Origin of the sequence: Mesorhizobium qingshengii, from assembly GCF_900103325.1 — a bacterium.
Classification (GTDB): Bacteria; Pseudomonadota; Alphaproteobacteria; order Rhizobiales; family Rhizobiaceae; genus Mesorhizobium; species Mesorhizobium qingshengii.
Genome location: NZ_FMXM01000007.1, coordinates 69,090 through 95,357 on the forward strand (window position 1 = coordinate 69,090; position 26,268 = coordinate 95,357).

Annotated in this window: 25 protein-coding genes, 2 tRNA genes and 1 pseudogene; 17 read left to right on the forward strand and 11 right to left on the reverse strand. The window is 61.8% G+C overall.

The window, feature by feature from the left end:
* Position 1: 1 nt before the first annotated feature.
* The 5 genes and pseudogenes from BLS48_RS13080 to BLS48_RS13100 all read left to right on the forward strand — a co-directional run bounded on the left by BLS48_RS13080 (position 2) and on the right by BLS48_RS13100 (position 3,287).
* Positions 2-424 carry a VOC family protein gene (locus tag BLS48_RS13080; protein ID WP_091578191.1) on the forward strand — a complete coding sequence of 141 codons (423 nt, stop codon included), beginning with the start codon at positions 2-4 and terminating at the stop codon, positions 422-424.
* A pseudogene (locus BLS48_RS13085) lies at positions 424-738 on the forward strand (AAA family ATPase); the annotation flags it as partial. The gene BLS48_RS13080 and the pseudogene BLS48_RS13085, both read left to right, overlap by 1 nt.
* 56 nt (positions 739-794) lie before the next feature.
* Positions 795-1,316 carry a CoA-binding protein gene (locus BLS48_RS13090; RefSeq protein ID WP_091578192.1) on the forward strand — a complete coding sequence of 174 codons (522 nt, stop codon included), beginning with the start codon at positions 795-797 and terminating at the stop codon, positions 1,314-1,316.
* Between the two features lie 248 nt (positions 1,317-1,564).
* Positions 1,565-2,845 carry an O-acetylhomoserine aminocarboxypropyltransferase gene (locus tag BLS48_RS13095; protein ID WP_091578194.1) on the forward strand — a complete coding sequence of 427 codons (1,281 nt, stop codon included), beginning with the start codon at positions 1,565-1,567 and terminating at the stop codon, positions 2,843-2,845.
* A gap of 94 nt (positions 2,846-2,939) precedes the next feature.
* Positions 2,940-3,287, forward strand: coding sequence for a cupin domain-containing protein (locus BLS48_RS13100; protein WP_425284685.1), 348 nt, complete (start codon positions 2,940-2,942; stop codon positions 3,285-3,287).
* Between the two features lie 20 nt (positions 3,288-3,307).
* Here the strand turns inward: BLS48_RS13100 and BLS48_RS13105 are convergent, their stop codons facing one another.
* From BLS48_RS13105 to BLS48_RS13115, 3 genes are read right to left on the reverse strand one after another with little or no spacing between them, the layout of a single operon-like run.
* On the reverse strand, positions 3,308-4,015 hold the full coding sequence (locus tag BLS48_RS13105) for a transporter substrate-binding domain-containing protein (protein WP_244529581.1): 708 nt from the start codon (positions 4,013-4,015) through the stop codon (positions 3,308-3,310).
* 52 nt (positions 4,016-4,067) lie between these two features.
* Positions 4,068-5,135 (reverse strand): hypothetical protein, encoded by a 1,068-nt coding sequence (locus tag BLS48_RS13110; protein WP_091578198.1) that lies wholly within the window; start codon positions 5,133-5,135, stop codon positions 4,068-4,070.
* 24 nt (positions 5,136-5,159) lie between these two features.
* On the reverse strand, positions 5,160-6,410 hold the full coding sequence (locus tag BLS48_RS13115) for a cytochrome P450 (RefSeq protein ID WP_091578200.1): 1,251 nt from the start codon (positions 6,408-6,410) through the stop codon (positions 5,160-5,162).
* 104 nt (positions 6,411-6,514) lie between these two features.
* Between BLS48_RS13115 and BLS48_RS13120 the strand changes: the two genes are divergently transcribed.
* Positions 6,515-7,618, forward strand: a complete 1,104-nt coding sequence (locus BLS48_RS13120; protein ID WP_091578201.1) for an NAD(P)/FAD-dependent oxidoreductase — start codon at positions 6,515-6,517, stop codon at positions 7,616-7,618.
* 31 nt (positions 7,619-7,649) lie between these two features.
* On the opposite strand, the gene BLS48_RS13125 is transcribed toward BLS48_RS13120, so the two are convergent.
* Positions 7,650-9,029, reverse strand: coding sequence for a pyridoxal phosphate-dependent decarboxylase family protein (locus BLS48_RS13125; RefSeq protein WP_091578203.1), 1,380 nt, complete (start codon positions 9,027-9,029; stop codon positions 7,650-7,652).
* Positions 9,030-9,078: 49 nt separating this feature from the next.
* A complete protein-coding gene (locus BLS48_RS13130) occupies positions 9,079-9,669 on the reverse strand; it encodes a hypothetical protein (protein WP_091578204.1) in 591 nt (196 codons plus the stop codon).
* A gap of 328 nt (positions 9,670-9,997) precedes the next feature.
* Here BLS48_RS13130 and clpP point away from each other — a divergent pair, with 328 nt between their 5' ends.
* From clpP to BLS48_RS13150, 4 genes are all read left to right on the forward strand, one after another.
* On the forward strand, positions 9,998-10,627 hold the full coding sequence (clpP, locus tag BLS48_RS13135) for an ATP-dependent Clp endopeptidase proteolytic subunit ClpP (protein WP_091578206.1): 630 nt from the start codon (positions 9,998-10,000) through the stop codon (positions 10,625-10,627).
* 295 nt (positions 10,628-10,922) lie between these two features.
* On the forward strand, positions 10,923-12,197 hold the full coding sequence (clpX, locus tag BLS48_RS13140; RefSeq protein ID WP_023759839.1) for an ATP-dependent Clp protease ATP-binding subunit ClpX: 1,275 nt from the start codon (positions 10,923-10,925) through the stop codon (positions 12,195-12,197).
* A gap of 306 nt (positions 12,198-12,503) precedes the next feature.
* Positions 12,504-14,915 (forward strand): endopeptidase La, encoded by a 2,412-nt coding sequence (lon, locus tag BLS48_RS13145; protein ID WP_091578208.1) that lies wholly within the window; start codon positions 12,504-12,506, stop codon positions 14,913-14,915.
* A gap of 196 nt (positions 14,916-15,111) precedes the next feature.
* Positions 15,112-15,384, forward strand: coding sequence for an HU family DNA-binding protein (locus tag BLS48_RS13150; RefSeq protein ID WP_023798342.1), 273 nt, complete (start codon positions 15,112-15,114; stop codon positions 15,382-15,384).
* 88 nt (positions 15,385-15,472) lie between these two features.
* Here BLS48_RS13150 and BLS48_RS13155 read toward each other — a convergent pair whose 3' ends face one another.
* On the reverse strand, positions 15,473-16,495 hold the full coding sequence (locus BLS48_RS13155; RefSeq protein WP_091578209.1) for an aldo/keto reductase: 1,023 nt from the start codon (positions 16,493-16,495) through the stop codon (positions 15,473-15,475).
* A gap of 164 nt (positions 16,496-16,659) precedes the next feature.
* Between BLS48_RS13155 and BLS48_RS13160 the strand changes: the two genes are divergently transcribed.
* Complete coding sequence (locus BLS48_RS13160) at positions 16,660-17,226, forward strand: SIS domain-containing protein (protein ID WP_091578500.1); 567 nt, start codon at positions 16,660-16,662, stop codon at positions 17,224-17,226.
* A gap of 3 nt (positions 17,227-17,229) precedes the next feature.
* On the forward strand, positions 17,230-17,973 hold the full coding sequence (locus BLS48_RS13165) for a creatininase family protein (protein WP_091578211.1): 744 nt from the start codon (positions 17,230-17,232) through the stop codon (positions 17,971-17,973).
* On the opposite strand, the gene BLS48_RS13170 is transcribed toward BLS48_RS13165, so the two are convergent.
* The 4 genes from BLS48_RS13170 to BLS48_RS13185 all read right to left on the reverse strand — a co-directional run bounded on the left by BLS48_RS13170 (position 17,970) and on the right by BLS48_RS13185 (position 22,095).
* Positions 17,970-18,284: a hypothetical protein gene (locus BLS48_RS13170; RefSeq protein WP_091578213.1), complete on the reverse strand. Its 315-nt coding sequence runs from the start codon at positions 18,282-18,284 to the stop codon at positions 17,970-17,972. The two genes, BLS48_RS13165 and BLS48_RS13170, sit on opposite strands and share 4 nt — an antisense overlap.
* The gene (locus BLS48_RS13175) at positions 18,281-19,198 is read right to left on the reverse strand and encodes a carbohydrate ABC transporter permease (protein WP_091578215.1); all 918 of its coding nucleotides are present in this window, start codon (positions 19,196-19,198) and stop codon (positions 18,281-18,283) included. The genes BLS48_RS13170 and BLS48_RS13175 overlap by 4 nt, the downstream gene beginning before the upstream one ends.
* Positions 19,199-19,210: 12 nt before the next feature.
* Positions 19,211-20,332: a carbohydrate ABC transporter permease gene (locus tag BLS48_RS13180; RefSeq protein ID WP_091578216.1), complete on the reverse strand. Its 1,122-nt coding sequence runs from the start codon at positions 20,330-20,332 to the stop codon at positions 19,211-19,213.
* Between the two features lie 98 nt (positions 20,333-20,430).
* Positions 20,431-22,095, reverse strand: a complete 1,665-nt coding sequence (locus BLS48_RS13185) for an ABC transporter substrate-binding protein (RefSeq protein ID WP_091578218.1) — start codon at positions 22,093-22,095, stop codon at positions 20,431-20,433.
* Between the two features lie 289 nt (positions 22,096-22,384).
* Between BLS48_RS13185 and BLS48_RS13190 the strand changes: the two genes are divergently transcribed.
* From BLS48_RS13190 to BLS48_RS13205, 4 genes are read left to right on the forward strand one after another with little or no spacing between them, the layout of a single operon-like run.
* Positions 22,385-23,443, forward strand: coding sequence for an ABC transporter ATP-binding protein (locus BLS48_RS13190; RefSeq protein ID WP_091578219.1), 1,059 nt, complete (start codon positions 22,385-22,387; stop codon positions 23,441-23,443).
* A gap of 27 nt (positions 23,444-23,470) precedes the next feature.
* Positions 23,471-23,923 (forward strand): RbsD/FucU family protein, encoded by a 453-nt coding sequence (locus tag BLS48_RS13195; RefSeq protein WP_091578221.1) that lies wholly within the window; start codon positions 23,471-23,473, stop codon positions 23,921-23,923.
* A 4-nt stretch (positions 23,924-23,927) separates the two neighbouring features.
* On the forward strand, positions 23,928-24,857 hold the full coding sequence (rbsK, locus tag BLS48_RS13200; protein ID WP_091578222.1) for a ribokinase: 930 nt from the start codon (positions 23,928-23,930) through the stop codon (positions 24,855-24,857).
* Between the two features lie 44 nt (positions 24,858-24,901).
* Positions 24,902-25,687, forward strand: a complete 786-nt coding sequence (locus tag BLS48_RS13205) for a hypothetical protein (protein ID WP_143019424.1) — start codon at positions 24,902-24,904, stop codon at positions 25,685-25,687.
* Between the two features lie 192 nt (positions 25,688-25,879).
* On the opposite strand, the gene BLS48_RS13210 is transcribed toward BLS48_RS13205, so the two are convergent.
* A tRNA-Asp gene (locus BLS48_RS13210) sits at positions 25,880-25,956 on the reverse strand.
* A gap of 217 nt (positions 25,957-26,173) precedes the next feature.
* On the opposite strand from BLS48_RS13210, the gene BLS48_RS13215 reads away from it, so the two are divergent.
* Positions 26,174-26,249, forward strand: a tRNA-Val gene (locus BLS48_RS13215).
* Positions 26,250-26,268 lie beyond the last annotated feature (19 nt).

The following is a 26,268-nucleotide window of genomic DNA, read 5'->3' on the forward strand; positions in this document are numbered from 1 at the left end:
CGTGGAACCGCGCATCTCCATCATAACGATCGCGACCGACGATCTCGAGCGTGCGGTGCGCTTTTACGAGGCGATGGGTCTCATCCGTCATGCCGGCATCACCGACGGTGTCGCCTTCTTCCAGATGGGCGGTGCCATTCTCGGCCTGTTCCCGCGCGAAAGCGCCGAGGAGGATTCCGGCATCGCTTTCGGCAGGGCGCCGTCGGCGGTCTACCTCGCCTACAACACCCGTTCCGACGCCGAAGTCGATGAGGTGCTCGCCATGGCCGAGAAGGCCGGCGGCCGCATCGTCAAGCCGGCCGGCCGCGCCTTCTGGGGCGGCTGGTACGGTTACTTCGCCGATGCGGACGGGCATATCTGGGAAGTGGCGCACAATCCGGCCTTTCCGATCGCCGAAGACGGCACGATTTCGCTGCCCGGTTGATGGCTTACCGCAAGCAGCTGACGCGGTTCAAGGCACCGTACCTGAAGCGCATCCTACTCGACCCCGAGCGGGTGGCTAACTGGGAACAGTACCCCTGGAACCTGCCGCTGTTTCGCGGCCACGACTTCGAACTCGAATTCACCACACCGATCACCATCATCGTCTGCGAGAACGGCACCGGCAACTCCACCTTGCTCGAGGCGATCGGCGCGTTGGCCGGCTACGACGAGGCCGGCGGCGGCAAGGGCTACCGGCCGGTCGATCATTCCGCCGCCATCGACAGGAGCGGCGCTGCACTGGCGAACACATTGCGCGATTTCACCAATGACCCGGATGGTTTTCTCGCCGAGGCGTTGTATGAGGACAAGGCATGAATCACGAAAGCTACGACAACGCCTACATCGCCGGCATCCTCAATTCGGTGAAGACCATCGCCATGGTCGGCGCATCCGCCAACGATGTGCGACCGAGCTATTTCGTGCTGAAATACCTGCTGGCCAAGGGCTTTTCGGTGTTCCCGATCAATCCCGGCCAGGCCGGCAAGGAAATCCTCGGCCAGATGACCTATGCAAGGCTTGCCGATATTCCGCAGCCAATCGACATGGTCGACATCTTTCGCGCGGCAACCGCAGTGCCTGGCATCGTCGATGAGGTGTTGCGGCTCGTTCCGTTGCCGAAAGTGCTTTGGATGCAGCTTGGCGTGCGTAATGACGAAGCTGCCGCCCGCGCCGAAGCGGCAGGCATCAAGGTAGTGATGAACCGCTGTCCCAAGATCGAATATGGCAAGTTGTCCGGCGAGATCGGTTGGACCGGCGTCAACTCCGGGGTGCTGTCGTCGAAGAAGCCGCTGATGCGGTCCGGATTCCAGAGTTTCGGCGTGCGCCAGAAATGATGCATGTCGTCCAACCGTGCGCGGCGGTTTTGGCATGACGACGCGCACCGGGAGGAACGCCTAAGGCGCGGCGCATACATTCCTTCGAACTCGACGCGCCCTGGGCGCAAAATTATTCCCGCAAACGCCGTATTTTCTTGCGATTTGGTCGAAAGTCCTGCACCGAAGGGTACTTTCTTCTTTGCATTCGCGCACGGGCTTCGCCAAGAATGCGCGGCTAATTTCAGAAGGTTCAAAGGGAGGTTTCAGTGACCCGTACGCCCGGTTTCAACACGCTCGCCGTCCATGCGGGCGCCAAACCCGACCCGGCCACTGGCGCGCGCGCCACGCCGATCTACCAGACGACCTCCTTCGTCTTCGACGATGCCGATCATGCCGCCTCGCTGTTCGGGCTGAAGGCCTTCGGCAACATCTACACCCGCATCATGAATCCGACGCAGGCGGTGCTGGAAGAGCGTCTTGCGGCGCTGGAGGGCGGAACGGCCGCGCTTGCGGTCGCGTCCGGCCACGCCGCGCAGGTAATCGTCTTCCACAATCTGATGCAGCCGGGCGACAATTTCGTCGCCGCCAACAAGCTTTACGGCGGTTCGATCAACCAGTTCGGCCACGCCTTCAAGAATTATGGCTGGGAAGTGCGCTGGGCCGACACCAATGACATCTCGACCTTCGAAAGCCAGATCGACGACAGGACCAAGGCGATCTTCATCGAGAGCCTCGCCAATCCGGGCGGCACCTTCGTCGATATCGAGAAAATCGGCGACATCGCGCGCAAGCATGGCCTGCCGCTGATCGTCGACAACACGCTGGCTTCGCCCTACCTGCTCCGGCCGATCGAGCATGGCGCCGACATCGTCGTGCACTCGCTGACCAAGTTCATTGGCGGCCACGGCAATTCGATCGGCGGCGCCATCGTCGATGGCGGCACCTTCGACTGGTCGAAGTCGGGCAAGTACCCGATGCTGTCGGAACCGCGCCCCGAATATGGCGGTCTCGTACTGCATGAAACCTTCGGCAATTTCGCTTTCGCCATTGCCGCGCGTGTGCTCGGCCTGCGCGACCTCGGCCCGGCGATCTCGCCGTTCAACGCCTTCCTCATCCTGACCGGCCTGGAAACCTTGCCGTTGCGCATGCAGCGCCACTGCGACAATGCGGTGACGGTCGCCGGCTGGCTGTCCAATCACCCCAAGGTCGCCTGGGTGAACTATCCCGGCCTGCCCAGCGACAAGAACAACGCGCTGCAGAAGAAGTACTCGCCGCTGGGCGCCGGTGCCGTGTTCACCTTCGGCCTCAAGGGCGGCTACGAGGCCGGCGTCAAGTTCGTCGAGGCGCTCGAACTGTTCTCGCACCTTGCCAATGTGGGCGACACCAAGTCGCTGGTTATCCACCCGGCGTCGACGACGCACCGCCAGCTTTCCGACGAGCAGAAGGTCAAGGCCGGTGCGGGCCCGGACACCGTGCGGCTTTCCATCGGCATCGAGGACGTCAACGACATCGTCGCCGACCTTGAACAGGCGCTTGCCAAGGTCTGATCCTTTTACCCTCCCCCTCGTGGGGAGGGTCGGCGCGCAGCGCCGGGGGGGGGGGTGAGCCGGCGCGAGGCCGGTTCTTTCATGGAGGCAAATTCTGTCCGCGCATTATCTGACAATATCGAGTGACAGCGTCGAACCCGAATCTGGCGCGCCGGCGCCAGATCGGTTGATCTCCGGCGATCCCAAATTCCGCACTTGGAACGTCGAGGAGCGGGAAGGCGGCCTCTATGCCGGCATCTGGGAATCGACCCCTGGCAAATGGCGCATCGTCTATGACGAATGGGAATTCTGCCACATCGTGTCCGGCGTTTCGGTGGTCACCGAGGACGGTGGGCAAGCGCGCACCGTCAAGGCTGGAGACAGTTTCGTGCTGAGGCCCGGCTTCAAGGGCAGCTGGGAAGTGCTTGAAACGACACGCAAGGAATACGTGATCAAGCTTTGATCATTTCGCAGCACCCAGCCTCACAAAAGGCGATCGATATCGGCATCGGAAAATCCGTATCCGCTCATCAATTCCCGGTGCCAAGGACTTCCCAGCAGTTCGCCCAGGCTTGAATCGATGCGTTGGCGCAGAGCCGTATTGTTTTTGGCCACGGCGAAGGCGCCGGCAGCCGGCTGTTTTTCCGCTGCCGGCACATCGATGACGGCAAGAGGTGCCTGCGGCCACCGGTCGAGATAGCCTCGGTGCGCCAGGTCAACACTGGCATAGGCATGCACCGTGCCGGCCTCTACGGCCTCCGCCGCGCCCGCTTGTGTGGCGAACATCCGGATCCGCTCCGGCGCAATGCCATTTTGCAGCGCCGTCTGATGTTGGATCTGACCGGATATGACGCCGATCAGCGCCGTCCGATCCTCGGCCACCGACCGGTAGCCGCGAAAGCCACGGGGATTGCCTTTGGCGACCAGCAACCCGTCCTGCAGCACCCAGATCGGCCGCGTGAAGTCGACAAGTTTCCTGCGCTCGTCCGAGATGAACAGGCCGGTGGTCATGTCCCAGCAGTTGTCAGCCAATCCGGGAAGCAGTTCGGCAAACTCCGTTTCGATCGGCAGGAAGGCATCGAGCTTCAGCCCCTCGCACACCTTGCCGGCGAGCCCGGCATCGCAGCCGAGGAGATTGCCGCCGGCATCCCTGAAGCAGAAGGGCGGCTCCTGCAAAAAGGCAAATCTCATTGTCTCGCCCATGGTGTCCCGTCCCCACAATGTTTGAACCAAGCTGCGTTGCCTACTTCGCCGGGAACTGGCTGAGGCAAGCTTCCGACGCCTGGTCGTGGAAGGTCAGAATGTCGGCGTCCTGCGCCTCGATGTCCGCGTCGGAGATCTCGTTGCGATAATACTGCGTCAGCAGATCGAGTCCCGTTTGCGTGACCCCTTGCGTCGGGAGTTCGCGGGCGATGCAACCGCACAGACCGAGCGCTCGGTCTGGCGATCCGGTCTTGCGATTGGTCAGGATGAAATCCTGCGCTGGGCAGGCGTCCAGGAAGGCTTCGGAGTCGAGCTTTTGCTGCGGCTGGTCGCCGTGCTTGAAATAGGCCGGTTGCCACTGGCTTTTGCCACTTATGACGCCGCAACCCGTTCCCACATCCTCGGCGTCCTTGAGCAGGGCAAGCCATGCCTTTTCCTTCTCGCCACTCGGATAGGCGAAGTTTTCGCCCATCGAGGCCGTATAGGTGTCCAGGCTGGCCTGGCTCAAGCCGATTGCCTGAAACCGGTTGAACTGGCATTGGCACTCGCCGGCCACCTGTTCAGCTTCGCCCTCCTCGGGCTGCTCGCTCGATTTGGATTTCTGGCAAGCCGCCAGGAAGGCGATACCGTCGAGCGACGTGGCAGGGAACGTCGAGGAATCTGCATAATGATCGCCTGTCCAACTGGCCAGTACTTGGTCGAGTTGAAAGTCGATGAAGCCGTTACGCTTGAAGGCGCCGAAGCCGACCTTGGCGGGATCGGTAAGCCTTGCGCCCGGGATGTCGCCCAACACCTCGCGATAGCTGTCGCCTTCCAGCACGAAAACGAAAAGTCCGCATTTCACCCCGTCGCAAGCAGGATCGGCGACATAGACATAGAGTTCGGAAAACCCGTCGAGGTTGAAATCGGCCTCATAGGCCCAGTACCTGTCGGCGGGCACGGCGGCACCGGTCTGGCGTTCAATCAGAATGCTCGCCAGCTTCCTTGCCACGGCGTCGCTGTTTTCTTGCGGGATGTTTTCCTGTTGTTGCTGAGCCCGTGCGCTGGCAAGGCTCGCCAGTGCGATGCCCAAAGCCAGCGCGACCGCGCGTATCGAAATGCCCCTCATCTCGCAGCCCCAGGCCCGCGATCGTCAGAAGCCGACGGCGAGCGTTTCCAGCCCATGGAAGTGGTAAGTGTCGCGGAAGCGCGGCTGTTCGGCAAGATGGAGTCGCGGGTGCCGTCCGAACAAAGTTTTCAGCGACACTTGCAATTCGAGCCGGGCGAGCGGCGCACCGATGCAGAAATGGATGCCGGCGCCGAATGACACGTTCTTCTGGTCCGCACGATCCGGCCGGAAGGCGAGGGGTTCGGCGAAGGCGCGCGGGTCATGATTGGCCATGCCAAGCAGCAGGCCGATCGTCTGGCCCGGCTGCACGACGATGCCGGGCGCGATTTCGATCTCCTGATAGGCGTAGCGGGTAAACATGTGCAGCGGCGCGTCGAAACGCAGGCATTCCTCGACCGTTGCCGCGGTCGCTTCGGGCGAGATGAAGAAGCGGCGCGGGTCACCGCCTTGCGCGAGGATCGAACGGATGGCGTTGCCGGCCTGATGCACCGTCGCTTCGTGGCCGGCATTGAGCAACAGGATCGCCGAGGACACCAGCTCGTCCTCCGACAGCTTCTGGCCGTCCTGCTGCGCCGAGATCAGCAGCGACAGCAGGTCGTCGCCCGGGTTCTTGCGCCGGTCGGTGAGATAGAAGCGCAGGAAATCGGTAAATTCGCCCGCGGCGCGGTTGGCCGTCTCCTCGGTTTCGCGCGTGCGGCCATGCATGTACATCGCAACCATCCGATGCGACCAGTCGAGCAATTGAGGCCCCATCTCGACCGGCACGCCGAGCATCTCGGCGATGATGGTGATCGGCAGGGGAGCCGCGAAGGCAGGCAACAGGTCGACTGATTTGTCCGGTTCGAAACGGTCGATCAGCTCGTTGGCGAGGGCTTCGACACGCGGCCGCAGCCGTTCGATCTGACGCGAGACGAAGGCACGGTTGACCAGCGTTCTGAGCCGCGTGTGCACCGGCGGCTCCAGCTCCAGCATCGAGTTGGCTTCGATGCCGTCGAAGGCGCTGAGATGGCTGCGATCCTGGCCGATACCGCGGCTGTCGGGAACGCCGGCCGGGTTCTGGCGGCCGAAGCGGCGGTCGCGCAGCAGCCGGTTGACGTCATCGAAGCCGCCAAAGCACCAGAAACCGAATTCTTCCCAAGAAAATGCATTCGATGCGCTGTGTAGAAAGGCATAGGCCTCATAAGGATTCTGGAAGAAGGCCGGTTCGTGCGGATCAAGCCGCAGATGGCGGATGGCTGGATCAAAGGCCAGGTAAGGTGGCGTCAATTTGGTCATGCCAGACCATTAGCGCGGCTTGCCAGCTTGGTGCCAGACCGTATGTTGGCGCCCGACACCCAATGAGTTGAGCCAGCCAATGCGGCTGCGGAAAGTCTGATCTGATGAATGTGATTGTGGTCGGTGCTGGGATCGCCGGGCTTTCGACGGCGTGGTCGCTTGTCAAGGCTGGACACAGCGTCTCGATCGTCGAACAGGGGCCGATCCCCAATCCGCTGGCCGCGTCGGGCGACCATCACCGCATCATTCGCCGCGCTTACCGGGCCGGAACCGGCTATGGCCGACTGATCACCGAAGCCTATCAGGCCTGGGACGAGATGTGGGCCGATCTCGGTGAAAACCACCTGGATGCGCGCGGATTTGTCTGCATTTCGCGCGAGCCTGGTGACGAGGCCGAGGAATATCGCGAGGGCCTGGAAGAGGGCAATTTCCCGTTCGAATTGCTGGAGCCGGACGCAGCCGTCGAACGCTGGCCATTTCTTGAGGCTGGCTCATTCCGTTACGCTTATTATTCAACCGAAGGCGGCGCGCTGCATTGCCGCAAGATCGCGTCCGGCCTGGCAAGATGGCTGCGCGCCAACGGCGCCAATGTCTACGAGAACAGTAAGGTCGTGGAAGTCGATGCTGAAGCCGGCCGTATTGTGCTCGCGGGCGGCGAAACCATGCAGGCCGACCGCATCGTCATCGCTGCCGGCGCCTGGGTGCTGAAACTGTTCCCGGAATTGGATGGCGAGCTGAAGACATATCGAACCGCGCTCGCCTATGTCGAACCGCCGGCGGACCTCGAGGCCGCCTGGCAGGCCGCACCGGTGGTCCTCGATATCGGCGGCGCTGTCGACGGCTATGTGATCCCGCCCTCCGGCGGCGCCGGGATGAAATTCGGTTCGGGACTGCACCGGGTGCCGACCAGCGATGCCGACTGGAACCGTCAACCGGTGGCAGGCGAGGGCGAGGCGATCCGAAATCTGTTTTCGCCACCGATCGCCCGTATCGGGGAGTATCGGGTGACGGAGGTCGTCACTTGCGCCTACACCTTCACCGCCGACGAGAAATTCATGGCGCACGAGAAGGGCAAATGCCTGGTCGTCTCGGCTTGTTCGGGCCATGGTTATAAATTCGGTGCGGCGGTCGGCAGGCGGGTCGCGGCTTGCGTCGGCGACGGCAATGTCGCTGACCTGAAGGCATGGCTGCGGGCAGAGGTGGCTTGAGGCGCAAGCCAGGTCGAAGGGCAACGGCGGCTCAGCGATTGAGCTCGTCGGCGGCGGCAATGACTTCCGACACGATCGCCCGCACGTCCTCTGGCGTCGTTCGGTGATTGACGAAACACGCCCGCAGGGCAAACTGGCCGTTGATCGTTGCATTTGACAGGTACACCCGGCCACGCGCGATCACGCGGCGCAGGATCGCTTCGTTGCTCTTCGAGCGGTGGCGGAAACAGACTGCGCTTAGCGATACAGGGGCGAGCTGTTCCAGCTCCGGACACAACGCAATTGTCTGTGCCAATAATTGTGCGTGATGGAGATCGCGCGTGATGGCTTCGCGATAGGCACTGCGCCCGTGATACTGCAGCGACATCCAGAGTTTCAGCGCACGGAAGCGTCGAGAGAGCTCGATCGACTCCTCGAAGGAGGCAAACGCTTCCGTAGGGTCTTCGCTCAGGATCCTGACATAATCGTCGCTGTGCGAGAAAGTCGTGCGCGCGACATCTGGATGACGATTGAGCAGGCAGCCGCAATCGAGTGGCTGATACAGCCATTTGTGCGCGTCGAGCGACAGAGAATCCGCCGAAGACAACCCCTGGAACTTTTCCGGCACCGCCAGAGCCGCCAGGCCCCCATAGGCACCATCGACATGCATCCATAGCGCCTCCCTCCGGGCAATGTCTGCAATTTCGGGGAGGGGATCGATCGCGCCGGAGACGATGGTGCCGACCGTGGCCACGATGGCGATCGGCATGTTTCCAGCCTCGCGGTCGACGGCAATGGCCGCCTGGAGGGCATCCGGTCGCATCCGGAACTTGTCGTCGACAGGGATCAAGCGAAGGTTTTTTCTGCCGATGCCCAGCAGTGCGACAGCCTTGGGAATGGACATGTGCACTTGTTCGGAAGCATAGATCACACAGGGCCGTGCACCTGTTTCGTTGGCTGGCTGCTTGGCTTCACGCGCCATCGCCAACGCCATGAGGTTGGCCGTCGAGCCGCCGCCGCACAGGCTGCCGGTAAATCCGGCGCAGCCGACAGCCTCCGCCAACCATCCGACAACGGCGCGTTCGATCGACGTCGCCGCGGGAGCCGACCGCCACGACGTCACATTCTGATTGAGCACAGCGGCCAGCAATTCTCCCAGCGCCCCGACTGGTTCGCCTGAGCCGACGACGTAACCGAAGAATCTGCCGGTAGCAGGTCGGACATGCTCTGAGATCGACTTGAAGTCCTGCAAGACTTCCCGGCCACGACCGTTCTCCAGCCAGGGCCGCGAGAAGAGTTCGGTCGTATCCTTGCCGCTGGTCGAGGGGTACGCCCGACGCCCCTCGAGGGACGCCCAATAGCTTTTGGCCAGTTCCAGGGCCTCTTCCGCGAGATCTGATAGTTCTCGATTGGAAACTTCCAGGTCGCGCATGTCCTCAGCCCAGCGGAAATTCGCTGCGGCGCAGGCTACGCCATGGCCGCTAATCCTGGCAATGCCTCGGAATATGCACACGCCGCCAGCCTGACGACCCTTCGCGGACCAGCACGCGCCGCGCGACGGTCTGGTAGGAGGCGGGAACATCGATGACGCGCCTTTGCTCCGGCTGCACCAGCACCTCTTCGGCAATCCGGTCGTACTGCGCCGGGATGACGACCCGCCGCGTGCGCTCAGGCTGGATCACCACGGTCTCGGCAACCCGCCCGTAACGCGCCCTGTGCCAGATCTTGCACAGCACGCGGCGGCCGTGGATGACGCGCCATTCCCAGGAATAGCCACCATCGTCGACCTGGACCGTATGGTAGACGGTGCGGGTGACGGCGGGCACGACCTCGTAGGTCACCTGTGCCGGAACGGTCATCACCACGCGCTCGCGGGTGCCGTAGATGGCAGGGACGTAGTCGACCTGCTGGCCGGGCGGGCTGACCATGACGTCTTCGTAGACCGTGTCGTAGACGGCCGGCGTGCGGACAGGTTCATAGCATTCGGCGGCGCGGCCGCCGGCCGCCGTGTCGGAAATCGTGCCGAGCATGGTCAGCCCGGCAATGGTGAAGCATGCGGTTTTCCCGGACATGACACTCCCCCTGTTTGAACCCTACGCACAAGTTCAACGTTGAATTGTAGAGGAAGCCTTTTCGGAGAAAAGCGGTTTCCGCGCATTTCGTTAAGCGACGCGGTTAAGAAACTGCTACTGGATCACGAGTGTCGCCAGCAGGAGACGGCGCCAGCCGATAATCCTGTCAGCGTAACCTTGATTCGACTTACCCAGATGGCTAGGACGGGGCGGCCTTGCACAAGGATGAGCCGGCATCCTATTTACGGAACAACGATCCAGAACCGATTCTGCCCGACTTGCCAGCATTCCCGGCGCCGGAATCCCACCGCGAGATAAGAGATAACTAATGAAGAACCCCGTCGAAACCTACATGAACCTCGTTCCGATGGTGGTCGAACAGACCAATCGCGGCGAGCGGGCCTACGACATTTTCTCCCGCCTCCTCAAGGAGCGCATCATTTTCATCACCGGTCCGGTCGAGGACGGCATGGCGACGCTGGTCTGCGCGCAGCTTCTGTTCCTCGAAGCCGAAAATCCGAAGAAGGAAATCAACCTCTATATCAATTCGCCGGGCGGCGTCGTCACCTCGGGCATGGCGATCTACGACACCATGCAGTTCATCAAGCCGGCCGTGTCGACGCTCTGCATCGGCCAGGCGGCCTCGATGGGCTCGTTGCTTCTGACCGCTGGCCACAAGGACATGCGCTTCGCCACGCCGAACGCCCGCATCATGGTTCACCAGCCGTCCGGCGGCTTCCAGGGCCAGGCCTCCGACATCGAGCGCCATGCCCAGGACATCATCAAGCTGAAGCGTCGCCTCAACGAGGTTTATGTCAAGCACACTGGCAAGAGCTACGAAGAGATTGAGAAGACGCTCGACCGCGACCATTTCATGACCGCCGACGAAGCCAAGGATTTCGGCCTCATCGACAAGGTGATTTCGTCGCGCGAGGCGGGTGAAGGAGCTGTGGCATAAAGGCTTGTTGGCAGTTGGATGGCGCCATCACGCGCTTTTGGCGCGTCTTGCGGCATTTCGGCCACAATTGGCTGTTCCCTCGGCGGACAGGATTGCCTACGTTAAGGCTATGTTGAGTTTCGGCGGCTTAGCTTTATGCGGGGTTGTCGCGAATCATTGCCACGTTTTCTGATTTGTGTTTCGTACGGAATGCGTTGCGGGAGCCGGGATACTGGCGGCGGCGGATTCCCGCGATAGATAGAGTATGCGCCCTTTCAGCCAGACCATCGGCGGGCGGCCATGAAAGGACATGAAAATGAGCAAGGTCGGCAACAACAGCGGTGATTCCAAGAACACGCTTTATTGCTCGTTTTGCGGCAAAAGCCAGCACGAAGTGCGCAAGCTGATCGCCGGTCCGACGGTCTTCATCTGCGACGAGTGCGTCGAGCTCTGCATGGACATCATCCGCGAGGAGAACAAGACCTCGATGGTGAAGTCGCGCGAGGGCGTGCCGACACCGCAGGAGATCCTCAAGGTTCTCGACGACTATGTCATCGGCCAGCCCTACGCCAAGCGTGTGCTGTCGGTGGCGGTTCACAACCACTACAAGCGCCTCGCGCATGCCGGCAAGAACAACGATGTCGAACTGGCGAAGTCGAACATCCTGCTGATCGGCCCGACCGGTTGCGGCAAGACGCTGCTCGCGCAGACGCTGGCCCGCATCATCGACGTGCCGTTCACCATGGCCGACGCGACGACGCTGACCGAGGCCGGTTATGTCGGCGAGGACGTCGAAAACATCATCCTGAAGCTGTTGCAGTCGGCCGACTACAATGTCGAACGCGCCCAGCGCGGCATCGTCTACATCGACGAAATCGACAAGATTTCGCGCAAGTCCGACAATCCCTCGATCACCCGCGACGTGTCGGGCGAGGGCGTGCAGCAGGCGCTGTTGAAGATCATGGAAGGCACGGTCGCCTCCGTGCCGCCGCAGGGCGGCAGGAAGCATCCGCAGCAGGAGTTCCTGCAGGTGGACACCGCCAACATCCTGTTCATCTGCGGTGGCGCCTTTGCCGGCCTGGACAAGATCATTTCGGATCGCGGCAGAAAAACCTCGATTGGCTTCGGCGCCATCGTCGCTTCGCCCGAGGATCGCCGCACCGGCGATGTTTTCCGTCTGGTCGAGCCCGAGGATCTGCTGAAATTCGGTCTTATTCCTGAATTTGTCGGCCGTTTGCCGGTTCTGGCGACCCTTGAGGACCTTGACGAGCCGGCGCTGATCCAGATCCTGACCGAACCGAAGAATGCGCTGGTCAAGCAGTATCAGCGGCTGTTCGAGATGGAGAATGTCGACCTGACATTCCATGAGAATGCCTTGTCGGCGATCGCCAAGCGCGCCATCGAGCGCAAGACCGGCGCGCGTGGCCTGCGCTCGATCATGGAAGCGATCCTGCTCGACACGATGTTCGAACTTCCGGCGCTCGAAGGCGTGCGCGAAGTGGTGATTTCGGAAGAGGTGGTGACCGGCAGCGCCCGGCCGCTCTACATCTACTCCGAACAGAAGGAAAAGAAGGGCAATGTCAGCGCCTGACATGAGCCTGCAGTGGAATTCTGAAACGGCGCCGCAGGGCGCCGTTTTGCTGTTACGCAGGGTTTCGCGGCTACGCGCGGTTTTGCCGTCGCAAATGTGTCACTTGCGGGCAAGTTGGAGTGCCGGATTTGTACCTGCCCCTTGATCTTTGTGGGTCGTGCATCCAACTAAACGGAGAAGGCCGAGGTGCCCGATTTCTGTGCTATAAAACTCCCGTCACAAACGGTGGTAGGCGGAACGATCCCCGGTCGTTAATATAAGATTCGCGGTTGGCTGCTTAGCGGCCGCGATATGAAAGGTTGGACAATGGCCAAAATATCCAAGGCTCCCAGCGACGGCGTCTTCGCAGTCCTCCCGTTGCGCGACATCGTGGTGTTCCCGCATATGATCGTTCCGCTCTTCGTCGGGCGTGAGAAGTCGATCAAGGCGCTGGAAGAGGTGATGGGTCAGGAAAAGCAGATCCTGCTCGCCACCCAGATGAATGCCGCCGACGACGATCCGGAGCCCGATGCCATCTTTGACATCGGCACGCTCGCCAATGTGCTGCAATTGCTGAAGTTGCCTGACGGCACCGTCAAGGTTCTGGTCGAGGGCGCCACGCGCGCGAAAATCGACTCGTTCACCGACCGCCCTGATTTCCATGAGGCCCGCGCCACGGCGCTGGTCGAGCCGGAAGAGGAAGAGGTCGAGGTCGAGGCGCTGGCCCGTTCGGTCGTCACCGACTTCGAGAATTACGTCAAGCTGAACAAGAAGATCTCGCCTGAAGTGGTGGGTGCCGCCAGCCAGATCGACGACTATTCCAAGCTCGCCGACACGGTTGCCTCGCATCTCGCCATCAAGATCCCCGAGAAGCAGGAGATGCTGGCCACGCTCTCGGTCAAGGAGCGGCTGGAAAAGGCGATGGGCTTCATGGAAGCCGAAATCTCCGTCCTGCAGGTGGAGAAGCGCATCCGCTCGCGCGTCAAGCGCCAGATGGAGAAGACGCAGCGCGAGTACTACCTCAACGAGCAGATGAAGGCGATCCAGAAGGAGCTCGGCGAGGGCGAGGACGGCCGCGACGAGGCCGCCGAGATCGAGGCGCGCATCAAGAAGACCAAGCTCTCCAAGGAGGCCCGCGAAAAGGCGGAAGCCGAATTGAAGAAGCTGCGGACGATGTCGCCGATGTCGGCCGAATCGACCGTCGTGCGCAACTATCTCGACTGGATCCTGTCGATCCCGTGGGGCAAGAACTCCAAGGTCAAGCAGGACCTGGCCTTTGCGCAGAACGTGCTCGACACCGATCATTTCGGCCTCGACAAGGTCAAGGACCGCATTGTTGAGTACCTTGCCGTGCAAAGCCGCCAGAAGAAGCTGAAGGGGCCGATCTTGTGCCTCGTCGGCCCTCCCGGCGTCGGCAAGACCTCGCTCGGCAAGTCGATCGCCAAGGCGACGGGTCGCGAATTCATCCGCATGGCGCTGGGCGGCGTGCGTGACGAAGCCGAGATCCGCGGCCACCGGCGCACCTATATCGGCTCGATGCCCGGCAAGGTCATCCAGTCGATGAAGAAGGCGAAGAAGTCCAACCCGCTCTTCCTGCTCGACGAGATCGACAAGATGGGCCAGGATTTCCGTGGCGATCCGTCGTCGGCGCTGCTCGAGGTTCTCGATCCGGAACAGAACTCGACGTTCATGGACCATTACCTCGAGGTCGAATACGACCTGTCGAGCGTGATGTTCGTGACGACGGCGAATACGCTGAACATCCCTGCGCCGTTGATGGACCGCATGGAGATCATCCGTATCGCCGGCTACACCGAGGACGAGAAGATCGAAATCGCCAAGCGGCACTTGATGCCGAAGGTGGTCCGCGATCACGCGCTGCAGCCGAAGGAATTCTCCGTCGGTGAGGACGCGATCCGCGCCATCATCCAGACCTACACCCGTGAAGCGGGCGTCAGAAGTCTGGAGCGCGAGCTGATGAAGCTCGGGCGCAAGGCGGTGACCGAGATCCTGAAGACGAAGAAGAAGACGGTGAACATCACGGCGGCGAACCTCGCCGATTACCTCGGTGTTCCGCGCTTCCGCTTCGGTCAGGTCGAGGCTGACGATCAGGTCGGTGTCGTTACCGGGCTCGCCTGGACGGAAGTCGGCGGCGAATTGCTGACGGTCGAAGGCGTCATGATGCCCGGCAAGGGCCGCATGACGGTGACCGGCAACCTGCGCGACGTGATGAAGGAATCGATTTCGGCGGCGGCCTCTTATGTCCGCTCGCGCGCCATCGATTTCGGCATCGAACCGCCGCTGTTCGACAAGCGCGACATCCACGTCCACGTGCCGGAGGGTGCCACGCCCAAGGACGGACCGTCGGCTGGCGTGGCGATGGCGACAGCGATCGTCTCCGTGCTGACCGGCATTCCGGTCAAGGCCGATGTCGCCATGACCGGCGAGATCACGCTGCGCGGCAGGGTGCTGCCGATCGGCGGCCTCAAGGAGAAGCTGCTTGCCGCATTGCGCGGCGGCATCAAGAAGGTGCTGATCCCGGAAGACAACGCCAAGGATCTGGCGGAGATTCCGGACAACGTGAAGAACGGCATGGAAATCATTCCGGTCGCACGGGTCGGTGAGGTGTTGCGCCATGCGCTGGTGCGTATGCCGGAGCCGATCGAATGGGTCGAGCCCGTCAATCCGCCGGCCGCAACGGACAGCGCGGACGATGCCAGCAAGACGCTTGCGCATTAGTAAAAGCTAAAGTTGCAGCGCACAAACAGAGAGCCGGGCTTCATGCCCGGCTTTTTCATGTGAAAAACCCCGGAATTCCGGGCTTTTTCCGCTTTTTTCCCGGCTTTTCGACTTGGTTGCGGGAACGCTTCTTTCTAAAGTCCGTTTCCTGCCGGATGAGTCGTTAGTTCCGGTGTTCTCATGGAAGGGAATTTTTATGAACAAGAACGAACTGGTGTCCGCTGTCGCCGACGCCGCGAGCATTTCGAAGGGTGACGCGCAGTCGGCGGTCGATGCGGTATTTTCCGTGATCACCGGCGAACTGAAGAAGGGCGGCGATGTCCGGCTTGTCGGCTTTGGCAATTTCACCGTGTCAAAGCGTGCGGCCTCGACCGGCCGCAATCCGCAGACCGGTGCCGAGGTGCAGATCCCGGCACGCACCGTGCCGAAGTTCTCGGCCGGCAAGGGCCTCAAGGACGCAGTCAACTAAGCGTTTCTTTTCTTTTCAGAGACCAGAAAAGCCGGGCTTGCCCGGCTTTTCATTTTTGTGCCCTACGGCAACGCGAACGGTCGTCGGCTTATGCGGTCGGCGCCTCAGTGCGCATCAGGCCTTCCTTCTTGAGATCGGCCCAAAGCGCTGCCGGCAGTTTCGCATCGAGCAGCGACCGGTTGCTCTCGACTTCGCTTGGCCGCTGGCCGCCGGGGATCACCGAGACGACCGACGGGTGCAGCAACGGGAACTGCAGCGCCGCCTCGATCAGCCGCACGCCATGGCGCTTGCAGACGGCCTCGATACGCGCCACGCGGTCAAGCACGTCCTGCGGCGCTTCGGTATAGTTGTAATAGGCGCCCGGTTTCGGCCCCGTCGCCAGGATGCCGGAATTGTAGGGACCGCCGAGAACGATGCCGATGCCGCGCGCCTGGCAAAGCGGCAGGAAGGATGTCAGCGCCTCCTGCTCCAGCAGCGTATAGCGCCCGGCAAGCAGGAAGAGGTCGAAATCGCCGCGCTCGGCCAGCGTCTGGGCAACCTGCCACTCATTGATGCCGCCGCCGAACGCCTTGATGACGCCCTGGTCGCGCAGGGACAGCAGCCCGTAATAGCCCGAGCGCATGAACTCCTCGATGCGCCGGTCGGACGCTTCCTTGCTGCCATGGGTGAAGATGTCGACATCATGGACGAAGAGGATGTCGATCCGATCGACGCCAAGCCGCTCCAATGAGGCCTCGAACGAACGCATGACACCATCATAGCTGTAGTCGTACACCTCGCGGCGCGACGGCGTGTCGAAGAACTTGCCGATGCCGGTTCGCTCCTCCGGCGGACAGGCGCGCATGATGCGGCCGACCTTGCTCGACAACACATAGTCGTCGCGCTTCTTGGAGCGCAGGAAGGGGTTGAGCCGCGTTTCCGACAGGCCAAGCCCGTAGAGCGGCGCGGTGTCGTAGTAGCGGCAGCCGGTCGCCCAGGCGGCCTCCAGCGTGGCATTGGCGTCCTCGTCCGAGACTGCACGGTAGAGGTTGCCGAGCGGCGCCGTGCCGAAGCCGAGCTCGGTAAAGCTGATGCCGCCATTGCCGATGCGGTCGAAATGCCGTGTCTTCATGTCCTGCTTTTTCCTGGGTTGATTTGTCTGACATGACACTATCATGCCCGTGGCCCGGCAAAAGCGTCGCGGAGCGTTGGACACGCATTTTCGCCGTTGCTAGCATGAACCAAATCAAGCTGTTCGTGGGAAAATCCCGGGATGATTTGGAGGGCGGGTTTGTGGTGAGCGAGCAGAGCGAAAACCTCTTCAAGACCGCGCTCGGCGAACTCGGCGGCGTGTTGGCTCGCATCGATGAGGCTCGCATCGACGCAGCCTGCAAGATGCTGGCCGACGCCAGACAGATCGTCGTCTATGGCTGCGGCCGCGAGGCCTTGCAGGTCAAGGGTTTTGCCATGCGGCTCTACCATCTCGGCCTGCCGGTCTCCGTGGTCGGCGACATGAGCACGCCACCCCTGGGGTCGGGCGATGTCTTCCTGGCCAGTTCCGGGCCTGGTGAGACATCGACCGTGCTGGCCTTGATGCGGGTCGCGCACGGTGCCGGCGCCACCAACCTCCTGCTGACCGCTCAGGCTGAGAGCAGCGCCGCAAGACAGGCCGATTTCACGCTGCTCATCCCGGCGCAGACCATGGCCGACGACCAGGGTTCGCGGAAGACGTCGGTGCTGCCGATGGGCTCGGTGTTCGAAGGCGCACTGTTCCTGCTGTTCGAGGTGATGGTGCTGAAGCTCAGGGAACTGACTACGGCGTCGCCGGAAGCCATGCGCGCTCGCCACACCAACATGGAATAGATCATGCGCTATGAACTGATGCTGCCACACCAGATCCGCAAGGCGATCGCCGAGAACTGGCCGGTGGCACTGCCGCTCGGGGTGCTCGAATACCACGGCGAGCACATGGCCGTCGGCATGGACACGCTGGCCGTCGTCAAGACGCTAGATCTACTCGAGAAGGAGAGGGACATTGTCATCCTGCCGCCCTTCTACTACGGCGCGGCGAGCTATGCGGTGGCGCCGCCGGAAGGCAATGGCTCGGTGCAGGTCGGTGGCAATGCGCTGGCGCCGTTCGCGGAGGAGCTGTTCTACAGCCTGCTGCGCATCGGCTTCCGCAACATCCACGCCATCATCCACCACCAGACCGAGAATTTCGCCGCCGGCATGCCGACCGATCTCGCCTTCAAGACCGCCGGCCGCCAGGCGATCTTCCGCTTCCTCGAGAAGCAGCGTGGCGAGGGCTGGTGGGGTTCGGAGGCGATGGCCGACTACTATTCGGGACACGCTGCGGGTGAAAACTTCTTCAACTGGGTGCAGGTGGATCCGCTGATGCCGGCGGCAATGAACGGCAAGTACCCGTTCGACCATGCCGGCATTGGCGAGACGTCATTGATGTTGGCGCTATGCCCCGAAGCTGTCGATGCCGCCCACCTCGCCGACAATACGGGCTGGTACACGGCGAGCGCCAAGGAGGCATCGGCTGAGCTTGGAGAAGGGGGCGTCGCCATGATCATGGATCACCTGCGCACGATCCTGAGGGGCTAACCGCGGATTTTCTGCCGCTCTGCCCGGTAGTCGGCGATCGACTTGTCCGGATCGCTTTTCGTTGCCACGGCCCAAATGAACGTGCCGCCGCCGGCAATGGCAAGGATGGCAAAGAGCGCGATGCCAAGTGGAAACAGCTTGGTGTAGAGCACGATCAGCAGCATGCAGAGGCCGCCTCCCACCATCGCCAGTACAAAGCCGGCGATGACGGCCTGGCCTTGCCAGGCGACCGGCGTGGCACCCTTGCCGTAGCGGTCGTAACCCTGGTGGCCCACGCGGATGTTGCGCGCGAACCAGTATCCGGTCGTCACTTCACTGCCCCGGCAGTCATGCCCATGATCAGATAACGTTCCAGCGCGATGCCGATAACGGCAAGTGGCGCTATTGCCGCAGTGGCCAGCGCTGCCATCGACCACCAGTTGATGCCTTGCGAGCCGGTCTGGCTCGCCACCATGACGGGAATTGTCTTGGCGTCGGTCGAAGTCAGAAGCGCGGCGAAGAAATATTCGTTCCAGCACAGCACCATCGCCAGGATGAAGGCGGCGACCATGCCCGGCAACGCGATCGGCATGACGATGCGCAGGAACGCTCCCCAGATCGAAAGCCCGTCGACCAGTGCCGCTTCCTCGAGCTCGACCGGGATCGAGTTGAACTGGTCGCGCATGATCCAGATGACGATCGGCAGCACCATCAGCGTGTAGAGCAGGATCAGCCCGATGCGTGTGTCGAGCAGGCCGACCTCCCGGTAGAGCACCAGGAAGGGCAGCGCCAGCACCACCGGCGGCAGGATGAGCTGCGACAGGAAGAAGAACGAGATGTCCTCGTTCTTGAACCAGGCGAAACGGTAGCGATAGCGGGTGAGCCCATAGGCCGCCAGGCTGCCGATGACGATGGCGAGGCTCGACGCGCCGACCGAGGTGATGACCGAGTTCATGAAGCGCTTGAAGAACTCATCGCGCACCGTGGAGGTCTGGAAGATCGAATCCGGCGACAGGCCGAGCGAACGCCAGCCCTTCCAGTCCGGCTGGAAGTCGACGAAGGGGATCAGGTGGCCCTGGGTGACATCGACCGCCGATTTGAACGAAGTGGTTAGCGTCCAGTAGATCGGGAACAGGCAGATGAAGGCCCAGAACACCAGCGCGCCGTAGATGAAGACGCGGCTGGTGATGAAGCTCGCCGGAGAGCGGATTTCGGAAACGGTGTATTCGGTGGTTTGAACGCTCATGATTCCCACCGCTCAGTTAACGTTGCGCACGAAGCGGTTGGCGAATTTCAGCAGCCAGGTCACGAACACGACGATGATGACGAGATAGGCCATCGCCAGCATGGTGCCGTAACCGACATTCGAGCGGTCGCGGTATTCGCGATAGATGAAGCTGGAGACGGAATCGGTGGCACCGCCCGGGCCGCCGGACGTCACCGTGATGATGATGTCGGCAAGCTTCAGCTTGAAGATGATGCGCAGGATGACGGCCGTCACCGACACCGGCAGCATTAGTGGAAAGGTGACCTGCCAGAAGGTCTGCCATGCATTGGCACCGTCGACCCGCGCGGCTTCGAGTATCTCACGCGACATCGCCTGCAGGCCGGCGAGCAGCATGATCATCATGAACGGGATGAAGGTCCAGGCATCCAGCACCATGATCGAGATGCGCGCCGTGATCGGATCCGAGAAGAAGGCCGGGTTTTCCCAGCCGAGATAGCGGGCCAGTGTTGCCGCTGGCCCGAAGCGATATTCCATCAGCGATTTGCCGACCATCCACGACACCGCGACCGGCGACAGCATCAGCGGCATCAGGAAGACGACACGGAAGAACTTTCGCGCGCGGATCTGCGCGTTGAGCAGCAGTGCAAGGCCGAAGGCGATGACATATTCGACCAGCACGGCGAGCACATAGAGCACCATGTTGAACAGCGCATTGCGATAGTAGGGATCGCCCAGCATCTGCCAGAAATTGTCGAGCCCGTTGAACCTGCGGCCGCTGAAGGAGCTGAGGTTCCAGTCGGTAAGCGCGATGTAGAAGCCGAACAGGGTCGGGAAGATCACCATGGCGATGGTGAACAGCAGCGCCGGCAGCAGGAACAGCGCGCGCTGGCCGTCTTCACCGCGTGTCAGCACCTGGCCGATGCCGATTGCCACGCCCCACAGCACATAGGCGTAGACGACCGGGCGCCACGTCTCGAAGCCGATCGTGTCGACCTCGCTCTTGTAAAGGATCTGGACAAGGATCGTTGCCAGCAGGCCGAGCGTAGCAGCAGCCATCAACGCCCAGCCCAGCCGTTTACGGGCTGGTGAAATCAGGTCGTAAGGGGCGGCGTCTGCCGGCCACTGGCTCGCGGTCGAAGTCTGGTCAGCCACAAATCTCGCCCATTCAGGGGGCTCCGCGATGAGACGGAGCCGGTCAGTTGTGGTCCGGCGGCCTTTGCCGCCGGACCACGGGTTCATATAAAACCAGCCTACATGCCGAGCGAAGCCTTGTAGAGCTTGACCTGCTTTTCACGGCCGATCTGGTCGGTAAGCTTCTCCCAAGCCGCGGCAATGGCGTCGGCGCCTTCCTGCGCCTTCATCTTGCCCGCGAAGGTGTTGGCCAGAATGTCCTCGGCGGCGCTGTAGTACTGGAAGATGCCGGGGATGCGTGGCTCGATCGCCGCGTTCGGGTGGTTGTAGGAGTCGCCTTCAGACTTGAGGTACGAGGTGATGAAAGCCTCGTCGTAGCCTGCCGCCACCCATTCCGGAATGTCGAAGTGGGAATTGCGGTAGGGCTGGAAGCCCGACGGATACATCGCCGTCCAGATCGACAGGTCCTTGCCGCCGAGATGGGCGGCGGCGGACCAGGCCGCCTTCTTCTTCTTCTCGTCGGCATCGACGCGCGCCATCACATAGACGCCCCAGCCTAGATAGGCGCAGTTCGGCGCGTAGTTCGGCCCGCTGGCGAGCTTGTCCCACTTGCCGGTCTTGGAATTGTAGACGTCGTCGGAACCGGGCAGGATCGAGAAGCCGGTGACATCGCCAATGACCGAGGAATCGTTGGTCTTGACGTTGGAACCGATGTCGCCCCACCAGGGGATCATCGAACCAGTGCCGGCCAGGAACTGCTGGAAGCCGGTGGTGTTCGGGTCAGCGTTGATCTGGTCCGCCGGTTCGGAAGGCAAGGCGTCTATGACGTCCTGGATTGCCCGCACCCAGGCCGGATTGTTGATGCGCGGCTTCATCGTGTCGGCGTCGAACAGCCAGGCCTTGTCATCCGGATGCTTGGCATAGGCGCTGGCGCGGCTGCCAAGGAAGTAGAAGCCGAATCCGCCCCAGGGCTTGGGCGCATCGAGGTAGCCGTAGACGTCCTGGCCCTTGAACTTCTTGCCCTTGAGGAATTTGGTGACCGCCTGGACCTGTTGCCAGGTCTTCGGCACGCCCCACTCGCCTTCTCCGCCGCCATCCTTCCATTGTTTGGCGAGATCGGCGTCCGCGAACACGTCGGTGCGGTAGTTGAAATTGTGCGCGTCGCCGTCAATGGTCACGCGATACTGCTTGCCGTCCCAGGTGCCGACCGGAGGCTTGAGATAGTTGACCAGATCGTCGAAATCGATCTGCTTCTTGACCCAGTCGGGCATTTCCGACGTGAGACCCTTGCCGCAGACATCGCCTTCGAACGGCGCGCCCATCTCGATGATGTCGAAATCAACGGTGCCGGTGGCGATCGACTGCTGGAGGCGGGCGTTATAGTCGGCCTGCGCCAGGTCGATCCAGCTGATCTTGGCACCGGTATAGGCTTCCCATGGCTTCAGGAAGCCGCGGAACAGCACATTATGCAGGTTCTGGTTGTTGAGACCCATGAAGGTCAGCTCGACGCCGGCGAATTCGCCTTCCTTGACGTTGGCCTTGGTTGCTTCCAGGCAAAGCTCGCCGACCTTCTGGAAATCGGCGTCGGTCGGCTGACCCTTGCCGACACCGGGGATCTGCAGGATTTTCGTGCGAAGCTCGCTGGCGGCGGAGGCCGGACGCGTCAATGCGCCAAGCCCGGCGCCGGATGCGGCTGCGATAGCGGCCATGCTGGCCGCGCCCTTCAGGATGTCGCGCCTTGTGGCACCGGCACGGACCAGCTTTTCGTAAAGATCGGTTCTCATGGACTATTCCTCCCAGAATATCAGTGTGAATGGATGTGGTCATTGTCGGACGCTGGAACACCAGCGATTCTCCCGGCTCGGAAACGAATTACGCAGGACCCCACCCTGCATCGATTGATGTTCCGATTGCGGATCGGCCACCGACTTTGGACCAGCACCTACCACTATTCTCACAACCAACTGCCGTGTCAACGAGGACAGGTTTTTATCTATAAGAGACCGACTTGCCCTGACCGGTCGCGTTGGTTAGCTTCTGCGCCTACGGCCAATGGAGCCGATTGGGGGAGACATGGCGCAAGTCGCAATCAGCAAGGTGGCCAAGGCGTTCGGAACCGTCAAGGTTCTGCACGAGGTCAGCGTCGACATTGCCGACGGGCAGTTCGTGGTGCTGGTCGGTCCCTCCGGCTGCGGCAAGTCCACGTTGCTGAGAATGGTGGCCGGGCTGGAGACCGTCTCCGGCGGCACGATCTCCATTGGCGACCGCGTCGTCAATCATCTGCCGCCGGCCAAGCGCGACATCGCTATGGTGTTCCAGAATTATGCGCTCTATCCGCACAAGACGGTCGAGCAGAACATGGCCTTTGCCCTCAAACTGCGCAAAACCGATCCGGCCGAGGTCGCCGAGCGGGTCAAGCGCGCCGCCGACATCCTCGACCTCAATCCCTATCTGAAACGCTATCCCCGGCAGCTCTCCGGTGGCCAGCGCCAGCGCGTGGCGATGGGGCGCGCCATCGTGCGCAATCCGCAGGTGTTCCTGTTCGACGAGCCGCTGTCCAATCTCGATGCCAAGCTGCGCGTGCAGATGCGCACCGAGATCAAGGAACTGCATCAGCGGCTGAAGACCACCACCATCTACGTCACGCACGATCAGATCGAGGCCATGACCATGGCCGACAAGATCGTCGTCATGCGCGATGGCCGCATCGAGCAGGTCGGCGCGCCGCTGGAACTGTTCGACCGGCCGGCCAATCTTTTCGTCGCCGGCTTCATCGGCTCGCCGTCGATGAACCTGCTCAAGGGCGTCATGCGCAAAGGCGCCAGGCCCGGCGTCGAAATATCAGGCACACTGTTCCCGATTGCCGCGGACAATGCCGCGCAGGACGGGCAGGCCGTCGTCTATGGCGTGCGGCCGGAGCATCTGGAAATCCATCCCGATGGCGTGCCGGCGAAGATTTCGGTGGTTGAGCCGACCGGTTCGGAAACGCTGGTGTTCCTCCGCTTTGGTGAGGGCGAGATGGTGGCGTTGTTCCGTGAGCGCCACGACTTCAAGCCCGGCGACACGCTCAAGCTCAAGCCAAGGCTCGACCAGATCCATCTTTTCGACGCCGAGACCGGCAAGCGTCTCTGATCTCAAACGGACTTCACGAGGACTATCATGCTCAAAGGCATCAATCCGCTGCTCAATGCTGACGTGCTTCAGGCATTGCGGGCGATGGGCCATGGCGATGACCTGATCATCGCTGACACCAACTTCCCGTCCGATTCGGTGGCGAAGAAGACCGTGCACGGCAAGCTGCTGCGCATCGATGCGTCGGCCGCGGAGGTGGTAAAGGCGGTGCTGTCGCTCTATCCGCTGGACACCTTTGTCGATGACTCTGCCGCACGGATGGAGATCGTCGGCAAGCCGGACGAGATCCCGCCGGTGCAGAAGGAAGTGCAAAAGGAGATCGACAAGGCCGAAGGCAAGGCCTGGCCGATGATTTCCGTCGAGCGCTACGCCTTCTACGAGCGCGCCAAGCAGGCCTATTGCGTAATCCAGACAGGGGAACGCCGCTTCTACGGCTGCTTCGCCTTCCGCAAGGGCGTCGTGCCGCCGGATGCGGAGTAGCAGCATGGCCTCCGGCAAGCCCGTCGTCATCCTGGGCGTCTTTGTCGCCGACACTGCATATCGCGCCGAGCGCCAGCCGCGCATGGGCGAAACGATCCTCGGCAACTCCTTCAAGCTCGGCCCTGGCGGCAAGGGGTCGAACCAGGCGGTCGCCGCCGGCAAGCTCGGCGCCGACACCACATTCCTGACAAGGCTCGGCGTCGATGCCTTCGCCGACATGGCCAAGCGAACCTGGCAGGAGGCCGGCGTCAAGAGCGCCGTCATCGATACGCCCGACAGTTACACGGGAGCGGCCTACATCTTCGTAGAGGAGACGACCGGCAACAACGCCATCATCGTCAGCCCCGGTGCGGCCATGCTGATTTCACCAGCCGATATCGAGGCCAATGCCGAGCTGATCCGCGCCGCCGGCGTCTTTGTCACGCAGCTCGAACAGCCGATCGATGCCGCGATGCGAGCGCTGGAGATCGCGCGTGGGGCAGGGGTGACGACGATCCTCAATCCGGCCCCGGCGGCAAAGCTTCCCGACCGCATCTACACGCTCTGCGACTATGTCACGCCCAACGAGACTGAGACGGAGGAATTGACCGGCATGAAGGTCTCCTCGGTCGACGACGCGCGCCGCGCTGCCGACAGGCTGCTCGAAAAGGGCGTCGGCACGGTCATCGTCACGCTCGGTGACAAGGGCGCGCTTTTGCACACGAAGGATCGCTCCGACCATGTCCCCGCCATCAGCGCGGGGCCGGTGGTCGAGACCACGGGGGCGGGAGACGCCTTCAATGGCGGCCTTGCGGCAGCACTTTCGCGAGGGGTTGAGCCGCTGCAGGCGGTGCGCTTCGCTTGCGCCGTCGCCGGCATTTCCGTGACCCGCCCCGGCACCGCGCCGTCGATGCCGACGCTGCAGGAAGTCGAGGCGCTGCTCGACGAGAGCTGAGCTGGGAGCATAGCCACCTGGTATCCCGCCTGTCAGGACAGCCCTTGGCCGACACCACACCATCATCGAGAAATGCCGGTGGCTTGACCGTCGATTTCGAAACCAACTGCTACGAGAACGACTGGCGGATCGTGCTCGGAAGACATTATCTGCGTGTCGTCCTGGACCGCTGCGCCTATCCGTTTTCCAGACGCCGCCTGATCATCAACAATGTCAGGAAGCGTCGTCCGGTCGAAGCCGCGGCGAAGGCGGCAATCGCCCGCGGCCATCTCGACGAGTATTTATTCGTTGAAGATCACGCGGATGCTGCGTTGGATTTCTTCCAGATCGACAGGACGTCCCTTGGCCGCGGTTACCTGTATTCGATCAGTGAACTGGTCGGCATCCACGCCAGCACAGCCGACTATCTGCTCTACTACAAGGGCGACTCATACCCGAACCGTCGTCACCGGTGGATCGACCCAGCCATCCAGCTCATGGAAGGCAGGAGCGACCTTGTCGTCGCGAATCTGTGCTGGAACGACAGGTTTGACGAAGCAAGATCGGAGAGTTTCGACCGGGCGGGCGAATTCCTTGTCGGTTACGGGTTCTCGGATCAATGCTTTCTCGCAAAGATGTCCGTATTTCGTGCGCCCATCTACAATGAGCTGAATCCCGCATCCGCGCGATATCCGGACTATGCCGGTGATTCGTTCGAAAAGCGGGCCGATGCCTACATGCGCAATCACCAGGCGAAACGCCTGACGCATGGCAGTCAGAGCTATACGCATAAAAATGTCCCGAAAGGCGGAATGGCGAGAATTCTGCGACGGCTTAGACCGTTCGCGTAGAGAGCCTCTGCTCGGCTCTGGCAGGAAACGGCGCAAGTGGCGGGCTCGATCCAAAAGCGGATTTGGAGACCGATCCATGAGTGCTCGAACTCGGGTCCGGAAAGACCTGAGTTGCTTCACGAAAGAAGACGTTTTTGACATTCAATGTCGACATTTCTCTGAAGCCAAGGGCTTGTTATCCCTTGAGAGAAATGGCGCGAGTGACGGGGCTCGAACCCGCGACCTCCGGCGTGACAGGCCGGCACTCTAACCAACTGAGCTACACCCGCGCATTGACGAGCACGTGTCAGCCGTGTTCGTCGTTGGGCCGCTGGATAAGGGGTTCGCCAGCGGGTGTCAAGCGCGGCAAGACAGCATAACAGCAATCAGGAGAAGGTTTTTTGACAGCTGGCGTTTTGTTGGCAAAACCGGCCTCCAAGGAGGGCGTCCAGCACTCATTTGGCCTTGCGAAGCCGGTCCTGACCGCTTAAAGGTCCGGCCCGGAGCGGGCGATTAGCTCAGTTGGTAGAGCGCTTCGTTTACACCGAAGATGTCGGCGGTTCGAGCCCGTCATCGCCCACCATCCCAATCACACAATCTAT